At 55.3% G+C, this 22,543-nt stretch carries 19 protein-coding genes; 12 read left to right on the forward strand and 7 right to left on the reverse strand.

The window, feature by feature from the left end:
• Position 1 precedes the first annotated feature (1 nt).
• Positions 2–1,723, forward strand: a complete 1,722-nt coding sequence (locus HP566_RS05405; RefSeq protein WP_249976240.1) for an FAD-binding protein — start codon at positions 2–4, stop codon at positions 1,721–1,723.
• Between the two features lie 48 nt (positions 1,724–1,771).
• Here the strand turns inward: HP566_RS05405 and HP566_RS05410 are convergent, their stop codons facing one another.
• Positions 1,772–3,541 (reverse strand): FAD-dependent oxidoreductase, encoded by a 1,770-nt coding sequence (locus HP566_RS05410; protein ID WP_249976241.1) that lies wholly within the window; start codon positions 3,539–3,541, stop codon positions 1,772–1,774.
• Positions 3,542–3,577: 36 nt separating this feature from the next.
• Positions 3,578–4,381 (reverse strand): IclR family transcriptional regulator, encoded by an 804-nt coding sequence (locus HP566_RS05415; RefSeq protein ID WP_249976242.1) that lies wholly within the window; start codon positions 4,379–4,381, stop codon positions 3,578–3,580.
• Between the two features lie 179 nt (positions 4,382–4,560).
• On the opposite strand from HP566_RS05415, the gene HP566_RS05420 reads away from it, so the two are divergent.
• A complete protein-coding gene (locus HP566_RS05420; protein WP_249976243.1) occupies positions 4,561–5,361 on the forward strand; it encodes a shikimate dehydrogenase family protein in 801 nt (266 codons plus the stop codon).
• Between the two features lie 78 nt (positions 5,362–5,439).
• Positions 5,440–6,459, forward strand: coding sequence for a Bug family tripartite tricarboxylate transporter substrate binding protein (locus HP566_RS05425; protein WP_249976244.1), 1,020 nt, complete (start codon positions 5,440–5,442; stop codon positions 6,457–6,459).
• 71 nt (positions 6,460–6,530) lie between these two features.
• Here the strand turns inward: HP566_RS05425 and aroQ are convergent, their stop codons facing one another.
• The 3 genes from aroQ to HP566_RS05440 are packed head-to-tail and all read right to left on the reverse strand — an operon-like array spanning position 6,531 to position 9,745.
• Entirely contained in the window at positions 6,531–6,977 is a 447-nt protein-coding gene (gene aroQ, locus HP566_RS05430) for a type II 3-dehydroquinate dehydratase (RefSeq protein WP_249976245.1), read from the reverse strand.
• Complete coding sequence (locus tag HP566_RS05435) at positions 6,974–7,840, reverse strand: shikimate dehydrogenase family protein (RefSeq protein ID WP_249976246.1); 867 nt, start codon at positions 7,838–7,840, stop codon at positions 6,974–6,976. Before HP566_RS05435 ends, aroQ begins: the two co-directional genes overlap by 4 nt.
• A 60-nt stretch (positions 7,841–7,900) precedes the next feature.
• Entirely contained in the window at positions 7,901–9,745 is a 1,845-nt protein-coding gene (locus HP566_RS05440) for a bifunctional sugar phosphate isomerase/epimerase/4-hydroxyphenylpyruvate dioxygenase family protein (RefSeq protein ID WP_249976247.1), read from the reverse strand.
• Between the two features lie 425 nt (positions 9,746–10,170).
• Between HP566_RS05440 and HP566_RS05445 the strand changes: the two genes are divergently transcribed.
• From HP566_RS05445 to HP566_RS05465, 5 genes are all read left to right on the forward strand, one after another.
• Positions 10,171–11,172 carry a Bug family tripartite tricarboxylate transporter substrate binding protein gene (locus tag HP566_RS05445; protein WP_249976248.1) on the forward strand — a complete coding sequence of 334 codons (1,002 nt, stop codon included), beginning with the start codon at positions 10,171–10,173 and terminating at the stop codon, positions 11,170–11,172.
• Between the two features lie 58 nt (positions 11,173–11,230).
• The gene (locus HP566_RS05450) at positions 11,231–11,707 is read left to right on the forward strand and encodes a tripartite tricarboxylate transporter TctB family protein (protein WP_249976249.1); all 477 of its coding nucleotides are present in this window, start codon (positions 11,231–11,233) and stop codon (positions 11,705–11,707) included.
• A gap of 21 nt (positions 11,708–11,728) precedes the next feature.
• Positions 11,729–13,231 carry a tripartite tricarboxylate transporter permease gene (locus tag HP566_RS05455; RefSeq protein WP_249976250.1) on the forward strand — a complete coding sequence of 501 codons (1,503 nt, stop codon included), beginning with the start codon at positions 11,729–11,731 and terminating at the stop codon, positions 13,229–13,231.
• Between the two features lie 65 nt (positions 13,232–13,296).
• On the forward strand, positions 13,297–13,962 hold the full coding sequence (locus HP566_RS05460) for an HAD family hydrolase (RefSeq protein WP_249976251.1): 666 nt from the start codon (positions 13,297–13,299) through the stop codon (positions 13,960–13,962).
• Positions 13,963–14,029: 67 nt separating this feature from the next.
• On the forward strand, positions 14,030–14,824 hold the full coding sequence (locus HP566_RS05465) for an IclR family transcriptional regulator domain-containing protein (protein ID WP_249976252.1): 795 nt from the start codon (positions 14,030–14,032) through the stop codon (positions 14,822–14,824).
• Here the strand turns inward: HP566_RS05465 and hglS are convergent.
• Positions 14,814–16,184 (reverse strand): 2-oxoadipate dioxygenase/decarboxylase HglS, encoded by a 1,371-nt coding sequence (gene hglS / locus HP566_RS05470; protein ID WP_249976253.1) that lies wholly within the window; start codon positions 16,182–16,184, stop codon positions 14,814–14,816. The genes HP566_RS05465 and hglS overlap by 11 nt on opposite strands.
• A 186-nt stretch (positions 16,185–16,370) precedes the next feature.
• Between hglS and HP566_RS05475 the strand changes: the two genes are divergently transcribed.
• Positions 16,371–17,225, forward strand: coding sequence for a DUF72 domain-containing protein (locus HP566_RS05475; protein WP_249976254.1), 855 nt, complete (start codon positions 16,371–16,373; stop codon positions 17,223–17,225).
• A 156-nt stretch (positions 17,226–17,381) separates the two neighbouring features.
• Entirely contained in the window at positions 17,382–18,725 is a 1,344-nt protein-coding gene (locus HP566_RS05480; protein WP_249976255.1) for a sodium-dependent transporter, read from the forward strand.
• A 125-nt stretch (positions 18,726–18,850) separates the two neighbouring features.
• On the opposite strand, the gene HP566_RS05485 is transcribed toward HP566_RS05480, so the two are convergent.
• Entirely contained in the window at positions 18,851–19,069 is a 219-nt protein-coding gene (locus HP566_RS05485; RefSeq protein ID WP_249976256.1) for a PA3496 family putative envelope integrity protein, read from the reverse strand.
• 255 nt (positions 19,070–19,324) lie between these two features.
• Between HP566_RS05485 and hexR the strand changes: the two genes are divergently transcribed.
• Positions 19,325–20,179 carry a transcriptional regulator HexR gene (gene hexR, locus HP566_RS05490; protein ID WP_249976257.1) on the forward strand — a complete coding sequence of 285 codons (855 nt, stop codon included), beginning with the start codon at positions 19,325–19,327 and terminating at the stop codon, positions 20,177–20,179.
• A gap of 77 nt (positions 20,180–20,256) precedes the next feature.
• Positions 20,257–22,455 carry a DNA helicase II gene (gene uvrD, locus HP566_RS05495; protein ID WP_249976258.1) on the forward strand — a complete coding sequence of 733 codons (2,199 nt, stop codon included), beginning with the start codon at positions 20,257–20,259 and terminating at the stop codon, positions 22,453–22,455.
• Positions 22,456–22,543 lie beyond the last annotated feature (88 nt).

Here is a 22,543-nt window from a genome sequence, read left to right on the forward strand (position 1 = left end):
GATGGCAGATGATCAGACCCTGCCCTGGGATCATGAGGTAGACCTGCTGATCTTTGGCGCTGGTGCCGGTGGCATGACCGCAGCGCTGAGCGGTGCCTTACGTGGGCTGGATGTATTACTGTGTGAAAAAACCGACCAGGTGGGCGGCATTACCTCCACGTCTGGCGGTACCATCTGGATTCCCGGCACTCATCTTAGCGTTGAGGCTGGCGTGCCGGATACTACCGAGGCCGCCGACCGGTTTCTACAGGCCGTGGTAGGGGAGCGGGGCGGCGATGAGGTGCGTGCCGCCTTTCTGGAAGCTGGTCCTCAAATGGTGAAGGAGCTACAGCAACACACCGAGGTAAAACTGGTCGCTGCCCAGGCTCACCCCGATTACATTGGTAACGTGCCCGGCGAAGCCTACGGTGGCCGAGCGCTATCTCCCACACCCTTTGATGGCCGCCGCTTGGGCAAGGGGGATTTTGCCAGAGTGCGCCCACCCCGCCAGGAATTCATGGTGCTGGGAGGCATGATGGCGGCCCGTAATGAAATCGACGCCCTGCTACACCCCTTTGGCTCGCTGGATAACTTTCAGTTGGCAACGCGTACCGTACTACGCTATGCCAGCGACCGTCTGCGCTACCCCAGAGGTACCCGGCTGGTGATGGGCAATGCCCTGGTCGCTCAACTACTCTTTAGCCTGCGTCAAACCCAAACACCACTGCTGTTTGAAACCCGGTTGGTAGCGTTGCTCAAAGATCAGAATGCCGTGGTAGGTGCGATCATCGAAGGGCCGCAGGGGCGGCAGCGTATTCATGCCCGACGCGGTGTGGTGCTGGCCACGGGCGGTATTGCCCACAACGCCCCCCTGCGCCGACAGCTCTATCCCGAAGCAGCCCAGGCCCACTGCCTGGCGCCCGTTACCAATACCGGTGATGGGGTTGAAATCGCCCTTGGCAGTGGCGCCAGTCTGGCGGAAGGGTTGGACAGCCCTGGGCTATGGATGCCCTGCTCGATTCTCAAGCGCCAGAAAGGAGAGGACCTGATCTGGCCCCACATTATTCTTGATCGAGCCAAGCCCGGCCTGATTGCGGTAAACAGTGTCGGTGAACGTTTTGTCAATGAATCCGACTCTTACCACGACTTTGTCATGGGGTTGCTGCGCTCTCCCGGCCAAAAACCCCATCAGCCTGCGCACCTTATCTGCGACCGGGCATTCCTTGAGAAGTACATTCTGGGCATGGTGTTTCGTGGCACCAAACGCCTTAAGCCTTTTATTGACGCGGGTTATCTGTTCGAAGCGGACTCACCGGCCGCCCTGGCCAGCAAAATCGATGTTGACCCTGTAGCCCTGAAACAGACCCTTGAGAACTACAACCGTGATGCCGCCGCCGGTGAAGACACCGCTTTCGGGCGCGGCTCCAGCGCCATGAACCGCTTCAATGGCGATGCCAGCCAAACGCCCAACCCCTGTGTTCGGCCTATCGGCCCTGGGCCTTATTACGCTATGGCGGTGTGGCCAGCCGACCTGGCCAGCAGTGCTGGCTTGGCAGGTGACCACGAAGGCCGTGTACTGGGCGCCGACCAGCAACCAATCACCGGCCTGTATGCTTGTGGCAATGATATGAGTTCCATGTTCCGGGGCACCTACCCTGGCCCAGGCACCACCATTGGCCCGGCGATGGTCATGGCCTGGCGCATTGCGCAGCATGCCGCCAATCAGGCAGCAAGGGGTCAATAGCTAGCGAGACCGCCTTCCAGCCATAGGGAGGCGGTCTCTGCGAAGTGATCAGGAGAGGGAGGAAGCGAAACGGAGATGCGGCTGATCGGCAACCTCATGCTCACAAGCCGAGCGGGGCATACCCGCTGCATGGTGAGCGGCCACAAAGCCAAAGGTCATCGCCGGGCCAAGCGTAATACCACCGCTGGGATAGTGGCCGCCCATCACGCTGGCCATATCGTTTCCTGCCACATACAGCCCCGCCACAGGCTGCCCCTGGATATCCAGCACACGGGCATGTTCATCCGCCGCCAGACCAGCGAAGGTGCCCAAACTACCCGGAACGATCTTAACGGCGTAAAACGGGGCCTTCTCAATCGGTGCCACACAGGGGTTGGGCTGCTGCTCGGCGTCTCCCATACCGCGCTGATAAGGGGTTTCACCGCGGCCAAACGCCGGATCAAGGCCCTCCCGGGCGCCCGGATTGTATTCCGCCAGCGTGGCTTGCAGCCCCACAGGGTCGATTCCGCACCGCGCGGCCAGCTCAGCAGGCGTTGCACCGCTGCGCAGGTAGCCATTCCGCAACCAGGGCCAGCGTGGCAACGGTGCGGGGCGCGACATACCCAATCCGTAGCGGCGCTGGAACCGATGATCGCAGATCAACCACGCCTCCACTGGTTGGCCCTGGGTAGCCTCAAACAGGGCTCGCATCACATCATGGTAGGAGCCCGCTTCGTTGGCAAAGCGCTTGCCATCACGCGTTACCGCAATCAATCCGGGCTTGACCCGGTCGATCAGGTGCGGAAAACGCCCCTGGCCACCGTGTTGCGGCACCAGCGAAACCGGTGCCCAGGCTACGTTGGAAAACGCGAATTCCTGCAGCCTGGCTCCCGCCTCTTCGGCGATGCGAATTCCATCCCCGGTATTGGTCAAAGGGGCTGCTGAGTGATGGGGTGTTCCTGCTGCGACATGGGGCATCCAACGCTGCTGGCGCTCGGCATCATGAGGAAAACCGCCGGTTGCCAACACAACCCCACAGCGGGCCTGAACCCGTTGAGTACCTTGCGGGGACTCCAGCTCGGCCCCGGTGATACGCCCCTCATGCCCACATAAGGCCCGCAGCGGCGATTCGGTTAAAAACCGCACCCCCACATCCAGAGCACTTTTCAGTAGTGCGGCGACCAGCGCATTGCCGTTCACCAGATGCATGCCGCGCCGGTATCGCAGTAGATCGATCCCATGGCGCATAACACGGCGGGAGGCGTAAACGAAGGAGTTGAGCGAACGGGAGGCTTTGAGGAAATGCCCAAGGTCGGTACCCGAGGCAATCCCCATACCCCATAACGAGTGCAGATCCAGCGGGGGGCGTAGCAGCGCTATATCCCGCCCCAGCCGACGGCCATCAAACGGTGCCGCACATACTGAGCGGCCTCCTGTGGCGGCATGCAGATGCTGGCCCTGAAAGTCAGGCATCTTGTTGCCATCCACAAACTCCAGAGCAGTATGATGGCGAAAAAATTCCACCATTGCTGGCCCTTGGGCCAGCAGCATTTCGACCCGTTCGGCATCATAGGTCTCTCCCAGCACTTCACGCAGGTAGGCCCGCGGCGCAGCCAATGGCTCTTGAATACCAGCCTCTCGGGCCAGAGGATTGCACGGTACCCACATCCAGCCACCCGACCATGCGGAAGTACCACCTATTACATTAGCCTTTTCAGCCACCACCACCTTTAAGCCCAAATGGGCAGCCGTTACAGCCGTTGAGAGCCCACCCGCTCCCGAACCAATGACCAGCAAATCACATATCAGGTCATCCGTGCTGCTCTGGGAAGTGGGCATAAAACTGGCTCCTGCATAAAAATTACGAAGACAACATCAAAGTTGCGATGCCGTGGTAGGGCGGCCAACGCGTAACAGGTTCGACGCCGAGGTAGAAGCAGCCAGTTCATTGGCAACTTCTACCAGGGTGCTACCAAGCGCCTCCATCCGCTCAGTGGTAAAGCGGATACTTGGCCCGGCGATACTGATCGTGCCAATGGTGGTGTGGCCAGCCCGATAAACGGGTGCCGCCATGGCATTCATGCCAGGGGAAAAGGTCTCCACCGTGGCGCTAAAGCCCCGCTCCCGGGTTTGCTTTAGCGCCTCCAGCAGTGCCGTAACGGTGCTGGGTGCATTAGGGCCGTACTCCTCCACATTGCCGAATCCCTGCTCTGCCACCAGCTCAAGGGCAGCTTCATCACTTAACGTGCTTAACCAGGCAAGCCCCGATGCGCTACACGACAGCTTGGCGACCGCGCCCATATCCGGGTCATAACGCAGGCCACGTGTGGCCCCCTGCGCTTTGGCCACCCAGGTCAGGCGACGGCCATCAACCACGGATAAGCGCACCAACTCACCACTGATCTCCGCTAACCGGTCGATAAGCGGCTGGGCGGCATCCAGAATGCCCATCTCACCAAGGAAACCGAGTCCCATCGAGGTGAGTTTGGTAGTCAGCATATAGTCTCCCTGGTCACGTACCTGACGCACATAACCATAACGTGCCAAATCGCTTAATAAGCGATGTGCAGCACTCCTGGGCATACCAACGCGCTCTGCAATCATTGCCAGGGGGAGTCCTTCAGCTTCTTTTGCCAGCAACTCCAGAATCCCCAGCGTGCGTTCCATTACGCCAGCCATCTCTGTTCCTTCCATCAAAGGGGTGAAAGGTTCCTAGCTTGCCACATTGCACATTCGCTGTGGTGAAAGCTGTATTCAAAACTGCTCACCGACCCATGTAGAAACAATTGACATTTTCTGAATGATATTCCATTTTTATAAAACATTCCAAAAAATAAAATCAAGAAGTGGATATCACTATGCTTAATCAACTTGACGGCAGCACCCGGCTCTACTTGATCCTGGGTGACCCCATCGCCCAGGTGAAATCCCCCCAAGGCGTCACAGCCGCCTTCCAGGAGCGCGGCCATAACGCGATTCTTGCGCCGGTACATATCTCTGCCGACCACTTAGCCGAATTTGCCACTACCGCCTCTCTGGCCCGCAATGTGGATGGCCTGATTATCACGGTGCCGCACAAATTTGCCGCTCGGGACCTATGCGCCCGGCTGACACCGCGCGCTGAGTTTTTGGGGGCCGTGAATGTTATGCGCCGCGATACAGCAGGCCAATGGTATGGCGACCAGGTGGATGGGCTGGCCTATGTGGCCGCCCTCAAAAAGAGAGGCGTTGACCCCAAAGGGCAACAGGCACTGCTGGCAGGTGCGGGTGGCGCCGGTTCGGCCATTGCTGAGGCGCTGCTGCATGCCGGTGCCAGCTCATTAGCTATCCATGACAGCGACCACGTTCGCCGGGATCGCTTGATTCGACAGCTTAGCGAGCTGCAAAAAGGCGCGGTTGTCGCGGGCAGTTCAGCAACGAGTAGCTACTCCCTGGTCATCAATGCCACGCCCGCTGGCATGCAGCCGGACGACCCGCAGCCCTTTGATCCACAGGGGCTACAAAGCACCACCATCGTTGGTGATGTTATCACCCTCCCCGAGACCACTCCCTGGCTTGCCGGTGCTCAGGAGCGTGGCTGCACCATCGTGCGCGGTGTCGATATGTTCGCCCAGGTACGTGAACTGATGGTGGATTTTCTACTGGAGCAAACGCCTTAACCCTTCTGCTCTATACCCCCAATTCCAATAGTGCCGTCAAACTTTCAACAACCAATAACAACCATTGAGGAATCCATCATGCGCCAACATAATCCTTTCGCGCGCACTACCTCCCGCTGGCTACTGGCAGCGGCTATCGGTATCACCGCCTCCTCTGCCCTGGCCGACTACCCAGATCGCCGCATTGATGCGGTCGTTCCCTGGGGCGCTGGAGGTTCGACCGATAACATGGCCCGCAGCCTGACCCCCTTTGTAGAGAATATCCTGGGCACCGACATCATCATTAATAACCGCCCCGGCGGTACCGGCGTCATCGGTACTAACGTTGTTCGCACACGCCCCGCCAATGGATACAGCCTGCTGTATGGCGCTGAAAACGCCCAGCTGTACCCGGTACTGGAACTGGCCGACTTCGACTACGGGGATATGTACCCGATCAGCATTATTGCCCAAGGCATCGTGCTGATTGCCGCGCCCGCCAGTAGAGAGTGGCAGGATTTTGGTGACCTGTTGGAGGAGGTCCACGCTAACCCTGGGCAATTACGGATGGGTGATGCAGGTAGCGGTGGCCTGCCCAGTACGGTACTGGCCATGCTGAATGCGGTGGACGAGGTGGATGTGCGCTCGGTAACCTTTGGGGGCGATGGGCCTGCGATTACCGCCATGATGGGTAACCATCTCGATTTCATGCCACTGGCGCTGGCATCAGCACAGGAGCAACTACGTGCCGGTAACTTGCGCGCCCTGGCAGTGCTTAGTGATGAGCCCGTTGAGCTATTACCTGACGTTCCGCCCATCACGGACTTTTTACCGGATATGGCAAACTTTCTGCCCTGGGGTCCTTTCTGGGGCACCTACGTCCATAAGGATACCCCGGAAGAGATCACCAGCCGGTTGGAGGCCGCCTATGCCGAAGCCATTGACCATGAGGACTTCCAAGCCTTCCTGACCCGCAACGGCGCTACCTCGCTGAACCTGCAGGGTGAAGAGGCGCAGGAGTTCCTTCAGCGCTGGCAATCGGTAACCGCCTGGGCCATGGAGGAGGCAGGAACCGCCAATGTATCTCCCGAGAGCCTGGGTATCCCTCGCCCGGAGTGATTGCCCGCAATGACACGAGCCGCCTATGTAGGCGGCTCGTCGTCTAAGCGCTATACCGGGTTCAGCAGGTACTACTTATCGGCTGCTTTCATCACAGCGTCCAGTGCCGCCTGATACCCTTGTGTCCCCAGCCCAGCGATAACGCCATCGGCCCGCAGTGACACATAGGAGTGGTGGCGGAAGCTCTCACGCTTGTGCACATTGGAGATGTGTACTTCGATAACCGTGCCTTCAAAAGCATTCAGGGCGTCCAAAATAGCCACAGAGGTATGGGTGTAAGCAGCCGGATTAATAATAATCGCCTGGGTGCCATCAAGTCGCGCGGCGTGAATGGCTTCTATCAAGCCCCCCTCATGGTTGCTCTGCAGGCAGTTCAGCTCCCATCCTGCCAGTACGGCTTTCTCACGCAAGGCGTTATTGACGTCTTCCAGGGTCTCGTAGCCGTATATTTCCGGTTGCCGGGTGCCAAGCAGGTTCAGGTTGGGCCCATGCAGGACAAGCACTTTAGCCTTGCTCATGCATCATTCTCCTTAAGCAGTTTGCGGCGGTAGTGGGCAAAAAGTGTCGCCGACTGCTGGTCAGCCGCCTCGCGTTTTGCTTCATCTTCACAGAACAGCTTAAAGGCGTCGACCCCCTGAAATACAAACAGACTAACGCCGCTTACCACCGCAGCGCCCACCTGTTTTGCGGCAGCGATAAACTCAGTGACCGCAGGCACGTAAACCGCATCAAAGATCCAATGATGTGACTGCACCAACTCGGCAGGAAGGGGGCAACCGGGGCTTTTCTCATGGCCAATGGGGGTGCAGTTCACCAAACCATCACAGTGAGGCACTGTTTCGGCTAGCTGCTCGGGATGAATGGCCGATGCCTTAAAGCCGTGTTGCGTTAGTTCATCAGCGAGTTGGCGTGACTTCTCCTCATCCAGGTCAACAAGAATCACTTCGCTGGCCCCTAGCTGCCCCAATCCGAACGCTACGGCTTTGCCAACGCCCCCGGTACCGATTAGCAGTACGCGGCCCGGTTGACGCGCACCTAATGTCGCACGGAAACCACTCATAAACCCGGTAAAGTCGGTGTTTTCAGCCAGAATCTCGCCGTTTTCAAATACCAGCGTATTCGCTGCACCAACCATTTTCGCCCCCGGAGAGGGGCGCGTTGCCAACTTGACGGCGGTTTCTTTCCAAGGGAAGGTGACATTGACCCCCCGATAACCCTCGGCGATGACCTTGTTTACCTGGCTCTCCAACGATGCTATCGGCTGCTCGTTGGCATCAAACAGGTCGTAGGTAGTGGGTATGCCGGTAAGTTGACCCAGCCGCACGTGTAGATCCGGCGAACTGGAGTTCATAATTGCCTTGCCTATCAGGCCAAGTTTCATGGATATCCTCCTGCACGACACCGTATTGTGTCGCCTTTATATTATTATCTTCTTATTTAGTTAACGCTGCGCGGCCTGAGCAGCGAGGCGAATTCCCGCATTAGCGGCGCCAAACTGCTGGTAAGCCCCACGCCGCTCAACAATCTCGAAGAAGAAGCGCCCCGAAAAGGTTTCGGTATAGGCGTGTAGGAAATCCCCTTCATCGTTACGATCAAACAGAATATTGCGATGACGCATTGCCTCCAACAACTCCTCCTCCAGGCCATAGCGCGCTTCAAGGTCGTCATAATAGTTCTGGGGAATTTTCAGCAGCGGCAATCCACGCGCCTGGAGTTCGTCAACGGTGGCGAAAATATCCTGGCTCTCAAAGGCAATCTGCTGAACACCGCCACGGAACTCGCTAAGGAAACGTCCCGGCTGGGTGTCTTGCGCCTGAGAAACCGTTAAGGGGATACGAATAGTGCGCTCAGGGCTGATCACCGCCTGGCTGATCATCATGCCTCGCGGATCAATAATTTCATTCTCCACTTCAGCATCAAAACCAAAGATGGTGCGGTGAAAGAGTTGCCAACTCAGCAATTGCGTGGCGGGAAGCACATAAGAGAGATGATCCACCCGAGTGAGGCCGGCTTCGTTACGGCTCTCCTGGTCAAACAACTCAAAGTCGGTTCGCCACTGCAGGTCATCAGCGGCCTGGTCATCGACAAGGTACACAAGGCTGCCCTCTATACCACGTAGCGCTGGGATCTCCATCTCGCCTTCCCCCACTTGCCCGCGGAACGTTTGGGCTTTAAATGCCTTGGCCCGGGTCAGGGCGCGCTCCACATCATCCACCCTAAAGCCCACCGCGCATACCGAGGTGCCGTGCAGTAACCGGAAGGTGTGGGCGAAGCTATCCGTTTCGAAGTTAAGCACCAGATGGATATCCCCCTGCTTCCATAGCTCAACGTTTTTGGAGCGATGGCGGCCCACATGGCGAAACCCAAGGGCATCAATAAACTCTCCCAGCGGTGCAGCACTCTCTTCGTCCAGGGTAAATTCGATGAAATGAATGCCGTTATAGCGTGGCGCGGGGGGAATGTGGCTGGCCCAGGGGCCATCTTCCACAAGATTTTCCAGCAGGATCAGCGAGCGCAGTCCATCCAGGGCGGTGACTTCGGTAGGCGCGGCGCGGAATGCATCACTGAAAATTTCCAACGACAGCGGCCCGTCGTAACCGGTTTTGGCCAGTTCCTGCATAAAGGCTTTGAGGGGCAAACGACCCTGACCTGGAAAGCAACGGAAATGACGACTCCATTGGAGCACATCCATATCCAGCAATGGCGCATCCGCCACCTGGACAAAGAAGATTTTTTCTTTGGGTATTTTGCCGATAGTGGACAGCTCATGACCCCGCGAGAGGATATGGAAGCTATCCAGCACAATACCCAGATTAGGGTGGTCAGCGCGGCGCACGACCTCCCAGACATCACGGTAGTCGGAAATGTGGCGACCCCACGCTAGCGCTTCAAAGCCGACACGAATATTGCGTGCTGCCGCCAGATCAGCCAGTTCGCGTAAGTCATTAACCACACGGTCCATGTCATCAATTGCCTGTGGCGATACGTTACTGCATACAAGGAGAAAATCGGTTCCAAGCTGCTCCATCAGCTCAAATTTACGCTCAGCGCGTTTTAAGTTGCGGCTGCGCTGTGGCTCAGGCATCGCCTCAAAGTCACGGAACGGCTGGAAGGCGACGATGGCAAGCCCAAGATGCTCACACAGCTTTCTTACTTCACTGGGCGAACCATCAAAGGAGAGCAGGTCATTTTCAAAGATTTCGACACCGTCGAAGCCTGCACGGGCGATAGCTTCCAATTTGGTTCTAAGGTCGCCACTCAGGCAAACCGTAGCAATTGCGCGCATTGCATCCTCCAGGGTGGTTCCATAAAGCGATAATGCTTCGGAGCCACATATTGTTTAATTATTGCCTTACTCGTGGTTGCCAGTATAGACAACCAATGTTCGCATAGCGTTCTTTAGTTCGCATTATGCATCAATGGGTGGGGGGGATGACAACTAACCGTAAGCTTAGGCGATGACTACCCTCATATATGTAAAAGCAGCGTTAAATGCTTGCCATGCCTATATAGACACTTCTAAATAAGGGTGCCCAGGAGGGGTGAATCAACACCGCGAGATGCATTACACCTTGGTCTTATTTGCTGGTTTGTTGATTGACAGCTTCATTACCGACCTCTAGTGTTCGCCTTAAGCACTTTAGTTCGCAAGGCGAACTAAGAGCTAACTATAGAAATTACTAATATAATAAATTTTTTGGAGGATGCAGCATGACTAAGCCAGTTTTGACACGTCTTGCTATTGCAGTTGGCGCTCTCTCAATCGTTGGCAGCGCCGCTGCCGACTACCCTGAACGCAATATCCAAGGCACTATCCAGTGGGGCGCAGGTGGCGCGACAGACAACGTCATTCGCAGCTTGACCCCCCATGTCGAGGAGATCCTCGATACCACTATTATCCTCACCAACCGCCCGGGCGGTACTGGTGTTATTGGCATGAGCCATGTGATGCGCCAGCGTCCAGATGGCTACAATCTACTATTTGGGGCAGAAAACCCCCAGCTCTACCCGCTAATGGGGTTAGCCGACTTCACCTACGATGATATGCACACGGTAAATATCATCGGGCAAGGCCTGGTCGTGATTGCAACGCATCCCAACAGCCCCTTTGATAACTTTGAAGAGCTTTTGGCCTACGCCAATGAAAACCCAGGCGAACTGCGCATGGGTGGTACCGGCGCAGGTGGCCTGCCCAGTACGATCCATGCCATGATTAACGCTGTGGGTGATCTTGATGTCCGTACGGTCACCTTTGGTGGTGATGGCCCCGGCGTCACAGCGCTGCTTGGCGAGCATATCGACTTTATGCCATTGAGTCTGTCAGCGGTAGCGGAACAGATTCGTGGCGGACGGCTAAAAGGGTTAGCAGTGCTAGGCGCTGAAGAACTGGATAGCCTGCCGGGTGTTCCCCCCATCACGGAGGCACTGCCAGAGATCGAATCCTTCCTTCCGTGGGGACCGTTCTGGGGCGTCTTTGTTCATAAAGATACCCCCGACGATATAAAGGCAACGCTGGAAGATGCTTACGAGCAGGCAGTCGCCAGCGAAGGCTTCCAGGAGTTCCTGGTTAACTTCGGCGGTGAGACGCTCAACCTTAGCGGTGAAGAGGCTCAGCAGTATTTGGATAGCTGGCAGTCGGTTACCGCATGGTCAATGTTTGATGCCGACGCCGTGGAAACATCCCCGGAAGAGCTAGGCATTCCCCGCCCTTAGTTTTCTCCTCATGGCTTAGGGGGTAAGGGAAAACCTTACCCCCTTGGAGTCTTTCCTTATGAGTAAAAAAATCGCACGCGTCCAGGCAGGTGAAAAGCTGTTCGACTGGCTCCTGCTACTGTTAAGTATCGGTGTTCTCTATGAGGCATACCGAATCGATGGTGGCCTGCGCCTGAATTCAGCGGGATCATTTCCCGTAGGCTTGGGGCTGATTATGCTCGCCTCCTCTGCTGTTATCCTGCTTAGTCATCGTTATAAACGCCGCGCTTCCGAAATAACAACGGCCCTGCAAGAAGCCAAAACGTTTCTTGCCGAGCATTTTAAACCTCCTATCGTTGCTTTTACGATCTGCTCAATTGTTTATCTTATCGCGATTAACTGGATCAGTTTTTACGTCAGCACGTTCTGTTTCCTGGCAGCCATGTTTACCTATTATCGCCAAGGAAGAGTAGTGAGTTCACTGGTTATCACCACCATCACTATTGCGGTGATCTATGTGCTGTTCACTATGGTCTTCCGTGTCTACCTTCCCTGAGTCTGATTGCCGAGACAATTTATGAGCGATACTGTTGCATACCTTCTCATGGCCTGGCTCGACCCAGGTCTACTCCTTCTTACCGGCTTGGGCGTCCTGGCGGGTATTTATGTCGGTGCGATTCCTGGCCTGTCTGTCACAATGGCGGTTTCGATACTGATTTCATTCACTTTTTCCTGGAATATTAATAACGCATTAGCCTTGATGGTCGGTATTTATGTAGGGGGTGTTTACGGAGGCTCCCGTACCGCTATTCTGCTTAATATTCCCGGTACCCCGGCAGCCATCACCACGGCCTTTGACGGCTACCCGTTAGCACTTAAAGGTGAAGCTGGCCGGGCCATCGGTCTCAGTACGGTTATGTCAGTGATAGGCGGATTGATTGGCGTTGCTGTTCTGGCAGGTACCGCACCTTATTTGGCGGATATGGCATTAGAGTTTGCTCCCCGCGACTATTTCCTGATTGCCATACTGGGCCTGTTACTGGTCAGTTCATTATCAGGTAAGTCGCTTGCCCGGGGTATTTTTTCAGTCGCGCTGGGCGCCGTCGTTGGCCTGGTAGGGATGGACATGGTGACAGCCCAGCCACGCCTCACCATGGGCAGTATGGAGTTACTGGGCGGCATCCACTATGTCGTCATCATGATTGGCCTGTTTGGTGTGGCCGAAGCGATTTATCAACTCCATAATCTGGCTAAAATACCGGTTAAACAAAAAGTTAGCAAAATTGTTCCACCGCTCAACATGGTACTTAAGTTTCTGCCGCTTTCTGTGCGTACATCCATTATTGGCGTGGTTGTCGGTGCGTTGCCCGGTGCCGGAGGCGATATCGCTTCGCTATTTGCCTATGATCATGCAAAACGTACTACCAAGAACCCCTCCACCCCGTTTGGTGAAGGTGCTTATGAAGGGCTGGTTGCGCCTGAAACAGCCAATAGCGCAGCGGTAGGCGGCGCTTATGTACCTATGCTAACCCTCGGTATGCCGGGCGATGCGGTTACTGCAGTGATTATCGGTGCGTTGGTGATACATGGCTTAAACCCCGGCCCCATGTTAATGATCGAAACGCCGCACATCTTCTGGTTTACCGTAGGTAACCTGGCCCTGGCGAATATTTTCCTGTTAGTTTTCGGGCTTACTGGAATAAAGCTATTCTCGAAAGTTGTCGAGGTACCCAAAGCGATCCTGATACCGCTTATTTTAGTGCTATGTGTGGTGGGAACCTACTCGCTTAATAGCAATATGACAGAAGTCTACTGGATGCTCGGGTTTGGTATTTTGGGCTATTGGCTAAAAGTGTTTGGCTTCCAGATGGGCCCCATTATTCTCGGCGTCATCTTGGGGCCGCTGCTGGATGAGTCGTACCGTCAGGCCATGTCATCTGTGGGCAATCAAGCCGGTGATTTCTTACTGGGTCTGGTAACCAACCCGCTGTCGTTGGTACTGACGAGCGTCATTACGCTGGTGCTATTAAGTAATACGCCACTCAAGCCATGGTTAATCGCTCGATTTAAGCGGGGGTAATGCGTGCTACCTAGACACAGCTCTTTGAGCTGTGTCGCCTTCCACTTGAAAAGGCATCGTTATCGGTGAACAACGTTAAGCAAATTCCCGACTTCGCACTGGTATTTGATTTTGATGGCGTTGTACTGGATTCGGCAACACTGAAACGGCAAGCGTTCGCGGATGTGTATAGCCATATGCCCGCGGAGCAACACCGCGCCATCGTTGCATACCTTAACCGCCGGGGTGGGCAGCCCAGGGAAGTCAAATTTCGTCATATTGAGGCCCATATTTTGGGCCGCAAAGCCGATGATGCACGGATACGGTCACTATGCGAGCAGTTCAAAGAGAGTGTTGAAGAGAGGCTGCTCCATGCGCCGTTTATTCCCGGCGCCATCCATTTTTTATCCCGTTGGCAAGGCAAGCGCGCCATTTATCTACTGTCTGCCACCCCTCAGAACGAACTGGTCGCTATTGTTGAGCAACGCCAGTTAGCCGCGTATTTTGATGAAGTGATTGGCGCACCGCCCGATAAAGCAACGGGTTTGGGTAGTCTCTTATCACGCCAGGGCCTCGCGGCCAAACAAACGGTGATGATTGGCGACTCCTATAACGACTACCGCGCTGCCCGCTCCAATGGCACGCTATTTGTAGGTGTCGCTGCCCAGCCACAACGCTCACCGTTCCCTTCGGATACGCAGATTATTAATGATTTGCGACAGTTAGAAGACGCTTTAACAAAACTCGTATAAGTGTTCGGCATTCGAACAATATGTTACATTGTCGGCTGACCATGTATCAATCGGTGAGTAAATAACAATGGAAGACTTCCTAAAGGAAGAGACACTTCAGCCTGATGACCGCGACTTTGTAACTGCACTGGCCAGTGGCTTGGAAGTCATCATGGCATTCGACGACGCTAATCCGCGCATGACCCTGAGTGAAGTGGCTGCGCGCACGGGTATGAACCGGGCAAAAGCACGTCGTTTTTTATTGACGCTGCACGCATTGGGCTATGTACGCAAACAGCAGCGTTACTTTGAGCTGGCCCCTAAAGTACTTCAGTTAGGGTACTCGTTTCTATCCGCTAATAATTATCGCAGCGTCATCCAACAGTATCTGGAAGAGATCACCGCACAAAGCGGCGAATCATCTTCCCTGGGCATACTGGATGGAGACGACGTTATTTATGTGGCGCGCTCAGCGGCACCGCATCGCTTAATGGCCATTTCCCTTTCAGTGGGTACGCGGTTACCAGCAGCGCATACCTCAATGGGGCGTATTCTATTGGCGCAATTGTCTGAGCCTGCGCTTAACGCCTACTTATCGCGTATCTCTTTACAGCGTTACACTGATAAAACCGTTACCGATAAAGACAGCCTGAAAAAATGCATTAATAAAGTACGCCAGCAAGGCTACGCAATTTCCGACGAGGAGCTGGATTCAGGGCTTCGCTCGCTGGCCGTGCCCGCCTTTGATGCCAACGGCAAATTATTGGGCGCCATCAATATCAGTACCAATGCCGCCCGTATCGATATGGATACGCTGCTCAGAGAGTATTTACCGTTGCTACAGGAAAAGGCGCGCCTGATCCGTACCACGATCAGTGCTTGACCCCCAGCGCCGCCAGCGCCTCTTCAAGAGTTGCCTGCTGGCGCTGGTAGTATAGCGTGATTTCATCCATTACCTGCGCTCCCAGGTCGTGTTCAAACTGGGCCTGATTGGCTTGGCTGGCATATTCGTCACGCTGATGCTCACCCAGGTTGGACTGAAAAATACCCGCAGCGCTAACCGGTAGAAAGTCCTCATAGATCATTGGCTGGCAGGTTAAGACGCCCTGCTCAATCAGTGCCTCTATCACGTCAATCCCAGCACTATCGGGAAGTGAGGCTTGCTTGCCAGGAACCGCCTGGTAGTGAAAGAACGCCAGCCCCTCTTTTCTAAGCGTGGGGTAATCATCCGGGAAAGCGCTGAACACATCCGCTAACTGTGCCTGATGGGCATGATTATCGTTGGCTGGCGGCATCGCTTGTGATTCTCCCAATAAATGATCGTAAAGCGCTCGACCTTTGCGAGTGAGCGCAATGCCGCGCTGCTCGATTTCACCAAACCGGGCGGTATGCTGCCCCTTCACTGTATCCGCGAAGGTAATGGTTTCCTCCAACGCTTTAAAGCTGGTTTGACGCAAAAGGATGGGGCAGGCACGTCGCGGGGGGCCTTCAATGATGGCTTTCGGATGAATGCCTGCCTCAGGCATCCGCCGCTGAACCTCATCGATATCCAGGGTACGCGGGGTCAAGTGGTTAATGTGAGGGCCTCGAAAGCACACTACATCGGCAATTAAGCGATGCTCTTCGTGTAAGCGCTGGTAAGTAGCGACATCCACGGTCGCATCGTGGTGCCAACGGAAAGTATTCAATGCCGCCTGCACAAAGGCGTTAGCCTCTTCCTCGTTTAGTCCGCCCTGTTGTTCAAAACGCTCTATCAGCGACAGCGCCTGGGGGGTAACGATGCTGCGACGCTGTAATATTTCCCGCGCCTGCTCCCTTAAGTCGTCACTCTCAATCAGCTCAAGGCGCAGCAACGAAGTAAACACACGAAATGGATTATACGTAAGCGCCTCATCCTCCACTGGGCGAAATGCGGTGGAGTGAACAGGCACACCCGCAGCAGCGAGATCATAATAGCCCACCGGCTGCATGCCCATCACCGCAAACATACGCCGCAACAGGTTCAGCTCCTGAGGTCTCCCTACCCGAATGGCACCGTGACGCTCAACGTTAATTCGTGCCAGCTCTCCTCTAGCGCGCAATTCGTTGGCAATGGCGCTATCCTGACGTAATACGTCGTCATTGACCGCTGCTACCAACGTGAGCAGCGTGCCATATTGAGGAACTTCCTGCTGATACATGGCCGACATTGCTTTTGAAAACTGGTCGCGAATCTCATTGGTACTGACAAATCCTGAGTTCATGGCGTCATCCTGTTAGGCAGCAGTGGAGTGCTTGATAGGTGTGTTATAAGTGCTCTATTGGGCAGATAAAAGCCGTCTTGGCATAGTAACGTTGTCAACACAGCAACGATTGCATATTTTCGGCGTTTAACTATATCCAGGCACCTTAGCCATCTTCGTGACCCGCTATTGAATATAAGGCCCCACATGACGCTCCCTCTTTACCTAGGCTTGCCCATGTGGGCCAATCAGGATTGGCTTGGCAGCCTCTACCCCCGCCATGCGAAAACGGATCTGCTGAGCGACTATGCGGCGGTCTTTTCAAGTGTTGAGGGCAATACCACGTTCTATAGCGGTGCCCCTAAACCCGAAACGGTGGCGGCTTGGGCCCGCCAAACACCGTCTGAATTTCGCTTTTGTTTCAAGTTGCCCGCCAGCGTAACTCATGACCAGCGCTTAACCCAGCTTGAAGATGCCTGGGCATTTTTAGCCGCGCTGTTACCTCTTCACGATCGCCTTGGCCCCACCATGGTGCAGCTGCCGCGTGATTTTGGGCCTCGGGAGCTTCCTCAATTGGAAGCCCTCCTGGCTCAGTGGCCATCCCACTTGCCCTGTGCAGTCGAGGTACGCCACCCAGAGTTTTTCCACAAGGGAGCAGCTGAGAAAGCCCTCAACCGCCTGTTGATAACTTATTCCGCCAATCGCGTTATGCTTGATGTGCGCCCTGTGTTTTCAACACCCGCCAACGGCCATCCTGGACTAGCCCATGCCCAGCATGAAAAGCCGAAAGTCCCACTACACGTACTCTCTACAGCAAATCAACCTGTCATTCGCTTCATTGGCCATATTGACAAAACCATTAATAGGGACTACTTCACTCCATGGCAAGAGCGCCTAAAACTGTGGATAAGTCAGGGGAAAACCCCTTTTTTATTTGTGCATACTGCAGATAATCGCGAGTCGCCGGAGATGGCCCGGCAGCTCTATCAGGCGCTACAGAAAGTCACACCACTTCCCCCGCTGCCGCCATTTGCCAGCGATAAGCAGAGCCAACTGTTTTAACCTGCCTTTTTAGTCCAGCTGACTGGCAAGCACCCCCTCGATCAGATAAATTGCGGGTACTTTCGGAAAATAACGCTGGCAAACACTCTATTTTCCGAAAATTGGTGCACCGCACCAATAACGACTCATTACAATCAATTAAACCACAGGTGATACATGGCAAAACTTGCACATGCACAATGGTCATCCCGTATGGGCTTTGTGCTGGCTGCCACAGGTTCGGCAGTCGGACTGGGGAATATTTGGCGTTTCTCTTATATGGTTGGTGACAGCGGTGGCGCAGCCTTCGTTTTAGTCTATTTGGCTTGCGTTACCTTGGTCGGCCTGCCCATTCTGGTCGCTGAATGGATGATTGGACGCCGGGGCCAGAAAAACCCTATCAATGCCATGGCAGAACTTGCAGCCAACCATGGTAAATCCAAAGCATGGGCGTTGATCGGTGTTAGTGGTGTTTTAGCAGCGTTCCTGATCCTGTCGTTCTATAGCGTGATCGGCGGCTGGTCGCTGAACTACACGTTAAGCTCGGTGATCGGCACCTTTAGTGGCCAGGACGCCGATGGCATCAACGGTTTGTTTGGTGGCATGCTGGCCAGCCCTGGTACGCTGCTGCTCTGGCATACTGCCTTTATGGTGTTGGTAATTGGTATTGTGGCCCGCGGTGTGACCAAAGGGCTTGAGAGCGCGGCACGCTGGATGATGCCTGCGCTGGTGGTATTAATGCTGATACTGGCTGGTTACGGCGTGGCCAGCGGTTATTTTGGCGAAGCGCTGGCATTTATGTTCCGCCCAGACTGGAGTGCACTCACCGGAAGCATCGTACTGGCCGCGATGGGTCAGGCCTTCTTCACCCTCTCGCTGGGTATGGGCATTATGATGGCCTACGGCTCTTATCTTGGCGAAGAGGTTGATCTCATCAGCACCGCGCGTACCGTCATCATTCTGGATACCATTATTGCGCTATTAGCTGGTCTGGCAATCTTCCCCATTGTGTTCGCCAACGGGCTAAGCGCTGGTGAAGGTCCAGGTTTGATCTTTGTAACGCTGCCACTGGCATTCGGTAACATGGCAGGCGGCACGATCCTGGGCCTGATGTTCTTCCTGTTGCTTACCTTTGCTGCACTAACCTCGGCGATTTCACTGCTGGAACCCACCGTTGAAATGCTTGAAGAGCGCACAGCGATGTCGCGGATAACCGCAACGCTCACTAGCGGACTTGGGGTATGGTTGCTGGGTGTGGCGGCGTTGCTGTCGTTTAACGTGTGGTCAGGGGTACTGTTCTTTGGCTTGAACATTTTCGACTTCCTCGACACCTTCACCAGCAAAATACTACTGCCGTTAACGGGCCTGGGCGCGATTGTATTTGCTGCGTGGTGTTTGAAGCGCGAAAGCGTGGAGGCCGAGCTCGGACTCTCAGCGACCGGTATCAGCGTATGGAACATCATCGCGCGCTATGTAGCGCCCGCTGGTGTGATCGTGGTGTTTGTCGCGGGACTTATTTAATCGTAAGCCTGCCCAAACGACCAACGCTACTCACAATCCTGTCAGCACTTCCCTTCAGCGATTCACCGCCCTGCTGACGCAGGGCCTGTGTTTCCGGGCTCACGCTGTGAGCAGTACTTTTGGGATTAGTGCAATTCGCTCTCTTGCCTTTCGTCATCGTCTGGCAAGGGGGCGATATCCCGCGTTAACTTTTGGAATTCCCGATGCAACTCAATGCCTCTGCGCGCCCTTAAGCTGCGCTGAGCGGCGCTACGTTGGCGTTGAGCATGCTCATCAACTTCCATACTCATAAAGATGTCGAGCAATTCGCTCTTTACCGAGGTGATTCGTTCGACATTTCTCATAATCGACGTTCCTCCAGGTGAATATGCCTACGTCCACCTGCACCGTGACGACTGTTTTAAAATGATGCAGTGCGGCACTTCACTTCTTACTATAACCTACTTGACAAAATGATGACTAATCTTGACGACATGTTTTAACAACTTATAAACACCTACACGCCACACTGTTTTATGCTGACCCGCCATACAGCGCTCAGGCATACTATGGGGAACATGGCTATATACGCGCATGACAAAGACTTGAAGGAGCTGAACGTGAGCCGCGCCCTGTTCGATGAAATGAGACGCCGCATGGAGCATTTCCGTCGCTCCGAACAAAAGGTAGCGCGGTTTGTACTGCGCAATCCCGATGAGGTCATCCATATGCGGATCGTTGACCTCGCCACCGAAGCCAAGGTCAGCGAGCCAACGGTCGTGCGTTTCTGCCGGGCATTGGGCTGTAACGGTTTCCAGGACTTTAAGCTCCAACTGGCGCAAATGCTGGCCAGCGGCAGCCAGTTCGCTCAGTTCTCCATGAACGACAGCGACTCAGTGGCCGAGTTTTCCCACAGCATTTTTGACTCCACCGTGGGGACTTTGCTTTCAGTGCGTGACCGCCTTGATAACGATGCCCTGGGGCGTGCGGTCAACGCTCTGGCGATGGCTAACCGCGTTGAGTTCTACGGCTTCGGTGCGTCCGGCGCGGTGGCCTTCGATGCACAACACAAGTTTTTCCGTCTGCAAATTTCAACATCCGCCTACGCCGATCCCCATATGCAGAACATGTCGGCGGTCACTCTCAAAGAGGGCGACGTGGTAGTGGCGATTTCACAAACCGGACGTACCAAAGCGCTGGTGGCCAGTGTCCGCCTGGCCCGAGAGGCGGGTGCAACCGTGATTGGCTTATGCCCCAGCGGCTCGCCACTTGCTGAAGAGGTTAGTCTGCCGTTGTATATTGACGTCCATGAAGACACCGAAATCTACACCCCGCTTAGTTCACGCATTGCACACCTGGTGTTGATCGACGTACTCGCCGTGGGCGTTGCCAAAACCCGTGGTCCAAAGCTTTCTGAGCAGCTGAAAGCGGTGAAGAAAAGCCTTAATACACTGCGCTACCCCGAAGAAACCTAAACACGCCTCCTGTATACACAGCCAGTTCACTGGCTGTGCTAAACTGGCTGTCCATTTGCGAACCGGCAGCGGCTTATATGGACGACGTCACGACGATTCTCGATCAGCTCAACCCCGCGCAGCGCGAGGCAGTCAGCGCCCCCCAGGGGAATCTCCTGGTGCTCGCAGGTGCGGGGTCCGGGAAAACCCGCGTGCTGGTTCATCGTATCGCCTGGCTGATGCAAGCTGAAGGGTTATCACCTTATGCGCTCTTGGCCGTCACGTTCACCAATAAAGCCGCCCGGGAAATGCGCACCCGCCTGGAAGCCCTGCTGGGCATGTCAATGCGCCATGTGTGGGTAGGCACCTTCCACTCGATTGCCCACCGCCTGTTACGTACCCACTGGCAGGATGCCCGGCTGCCCCAACACTTTCAGATTATTGATTCCGATGACCAGTTGCGCCTTGTAAAACGGCTGCTGAAAGATTACGCCATTGATGATGAGCGCTTCCCACCCCGCCAAGTGCAAGGCTTTATCTCTGGCTGCAAAGAGGAAGGCCTACGCCCTCATCAGGTCAATGTGGATGGCGATGGCTACCTGACCCAAATGGTGGAGCTTTACGAGCGCTACCAACTTACCTGCGAACGCGGCGGGCTGGTGGATTTTGGCGAGCTACTGTTGAGAAGCCTTGAACTGCTACGCGATAACCCCCCTCTCCTCAACCACTACCGAGAGCGCTTCGGGCACGTACTGGTCGATGAATTTCAGGATACCAACACCCTCCAATATGCCTGGCTGAAGCTGCTCACCGGGCTTCAAACGCCCATGACCGCCGTGGGCGACGATGACCAGTCAATTTATGGCTGGCGCGGCGCCAAGGTGGAAAACATTCGCCGTTTTGAGGAGGAGTTTCCACACACCCATACAGTGCGCCTGGAACAGAACTATCGCTCCACCAGTGCCATTCTTGACGCGGCGAACACCCTGATCAGCCACAACAGCGAGCGACTGGGCAAAAACCTCTGGACGGATGGGGTCGAAGGCGAGCCCATTTCCGTCTACGCAGGGTTTAACGACCTGGAAGAGGCGCGCTATATTGTCGATACCATTAAAGAGAAGGTTGATGAGGGATTTAATCGCCGCGATATCGCCATCCTCTACCGCTCCAACGCCCAATCACGGCTGCTCGAAGAGACCCTGATACGCCAGGGCATGCCCTATCGCATTTACGGCGGACATCGCTTCTACGAGCGGCTGGAGATCAAAAATGCCCTGGCCTATCTACGCCTGCTGCTCAACCGTGATGACGATGCATCATTAGAGCGCGTTATTAACGTCCCCACCCGGGGTATCGGCACCCGCACAGTGGAAATTGTGCGCCACCGCGCCAGAATAGAGGGCATTTCGCTATGGCAAGCGCTCCACGACGCCATTCACGATGGCACGCTAAAAGGCCGGGCGGCTAACGCGGTACAAGCCTTTGCCAACCTGATTGAGCAGTTGGATAACGATGCTGCCGGGCTGCCCTTGCACGAAATCATCGACCACGTTACCGAACACACAGGGCTGGTCGAGCACCATAAAAGCGAACGCGGCGAGAAAGGCCAGGCCCGGGTGGAAAACCTGGAAGAGCTGGTTAATGCCGCCCGCGCCTTTACCCATGGTGATGCGTTTGAAACACCGGAGGCGGGTGAAGGCATGGTGGCCCTTGAAGCGTTTCTTTCAGAAGCAGCCCTTAATGCAGGCGATCATGAAGCGGAAGAGTTCGAGGATAGCGTTCAGCTAATGACACTGCACTCCGCCAAGGGTCTGGAGTTCCCCATCGTGTTTATCGCGGGCGTGGAAGAGGGCCTGTTTCCCCACAAAATGTCGGTAGAGGAGCCCGGACGCCTCGAAGAGGAACGGCGGCTCTGCTATGTAGGCGTTACCAGGGCCATGCAAAAGCTCTACCTCACGCATGCAGAGACTCGCCGCCTACACGGCAAAGAGGTATTTCCCAGGCCCTCACGCTTTCTGCGCGAGTTACCTCCCCACCTGCTGGAAGAGGTGCGCCTGCGCGGCCACATATCCCGACCGGTTACCGCCTCACGTACCAGTTTTGCCCAACAGAGTATCGAAAGCGATGGGGACCTGCCTGCGCTGCATGTGGGCCAGCAGGTCGCACATCCGGTCTTTGGTGAGGGCGTCATTTTGAACGCGGAAGGGGAAGGTGCCCGCGCAAGAGTTCAGGTCAGTTTTGCAGGCGAAGGCGTGAAATGGCTGGTACTTGGCTTTGCGAAGTTGACACCACTTTAAGTGGTGTTCACGTACAAGGAAAAGCAACCCACGGACACTTGCCCATTAAAAGCCGCTTAGCGCATACTGGCGGGCGGACACCGCGCTC

This window comes from Vreelandella olivaria (genome assembly GCF_023507745.1).
GTDB lineage: Bacteria > Pseudomonadota > Gammaproteobacteria > Pseudomonadales > Halomonadaceae > Vreelandella > Vreelandella olivaria_A.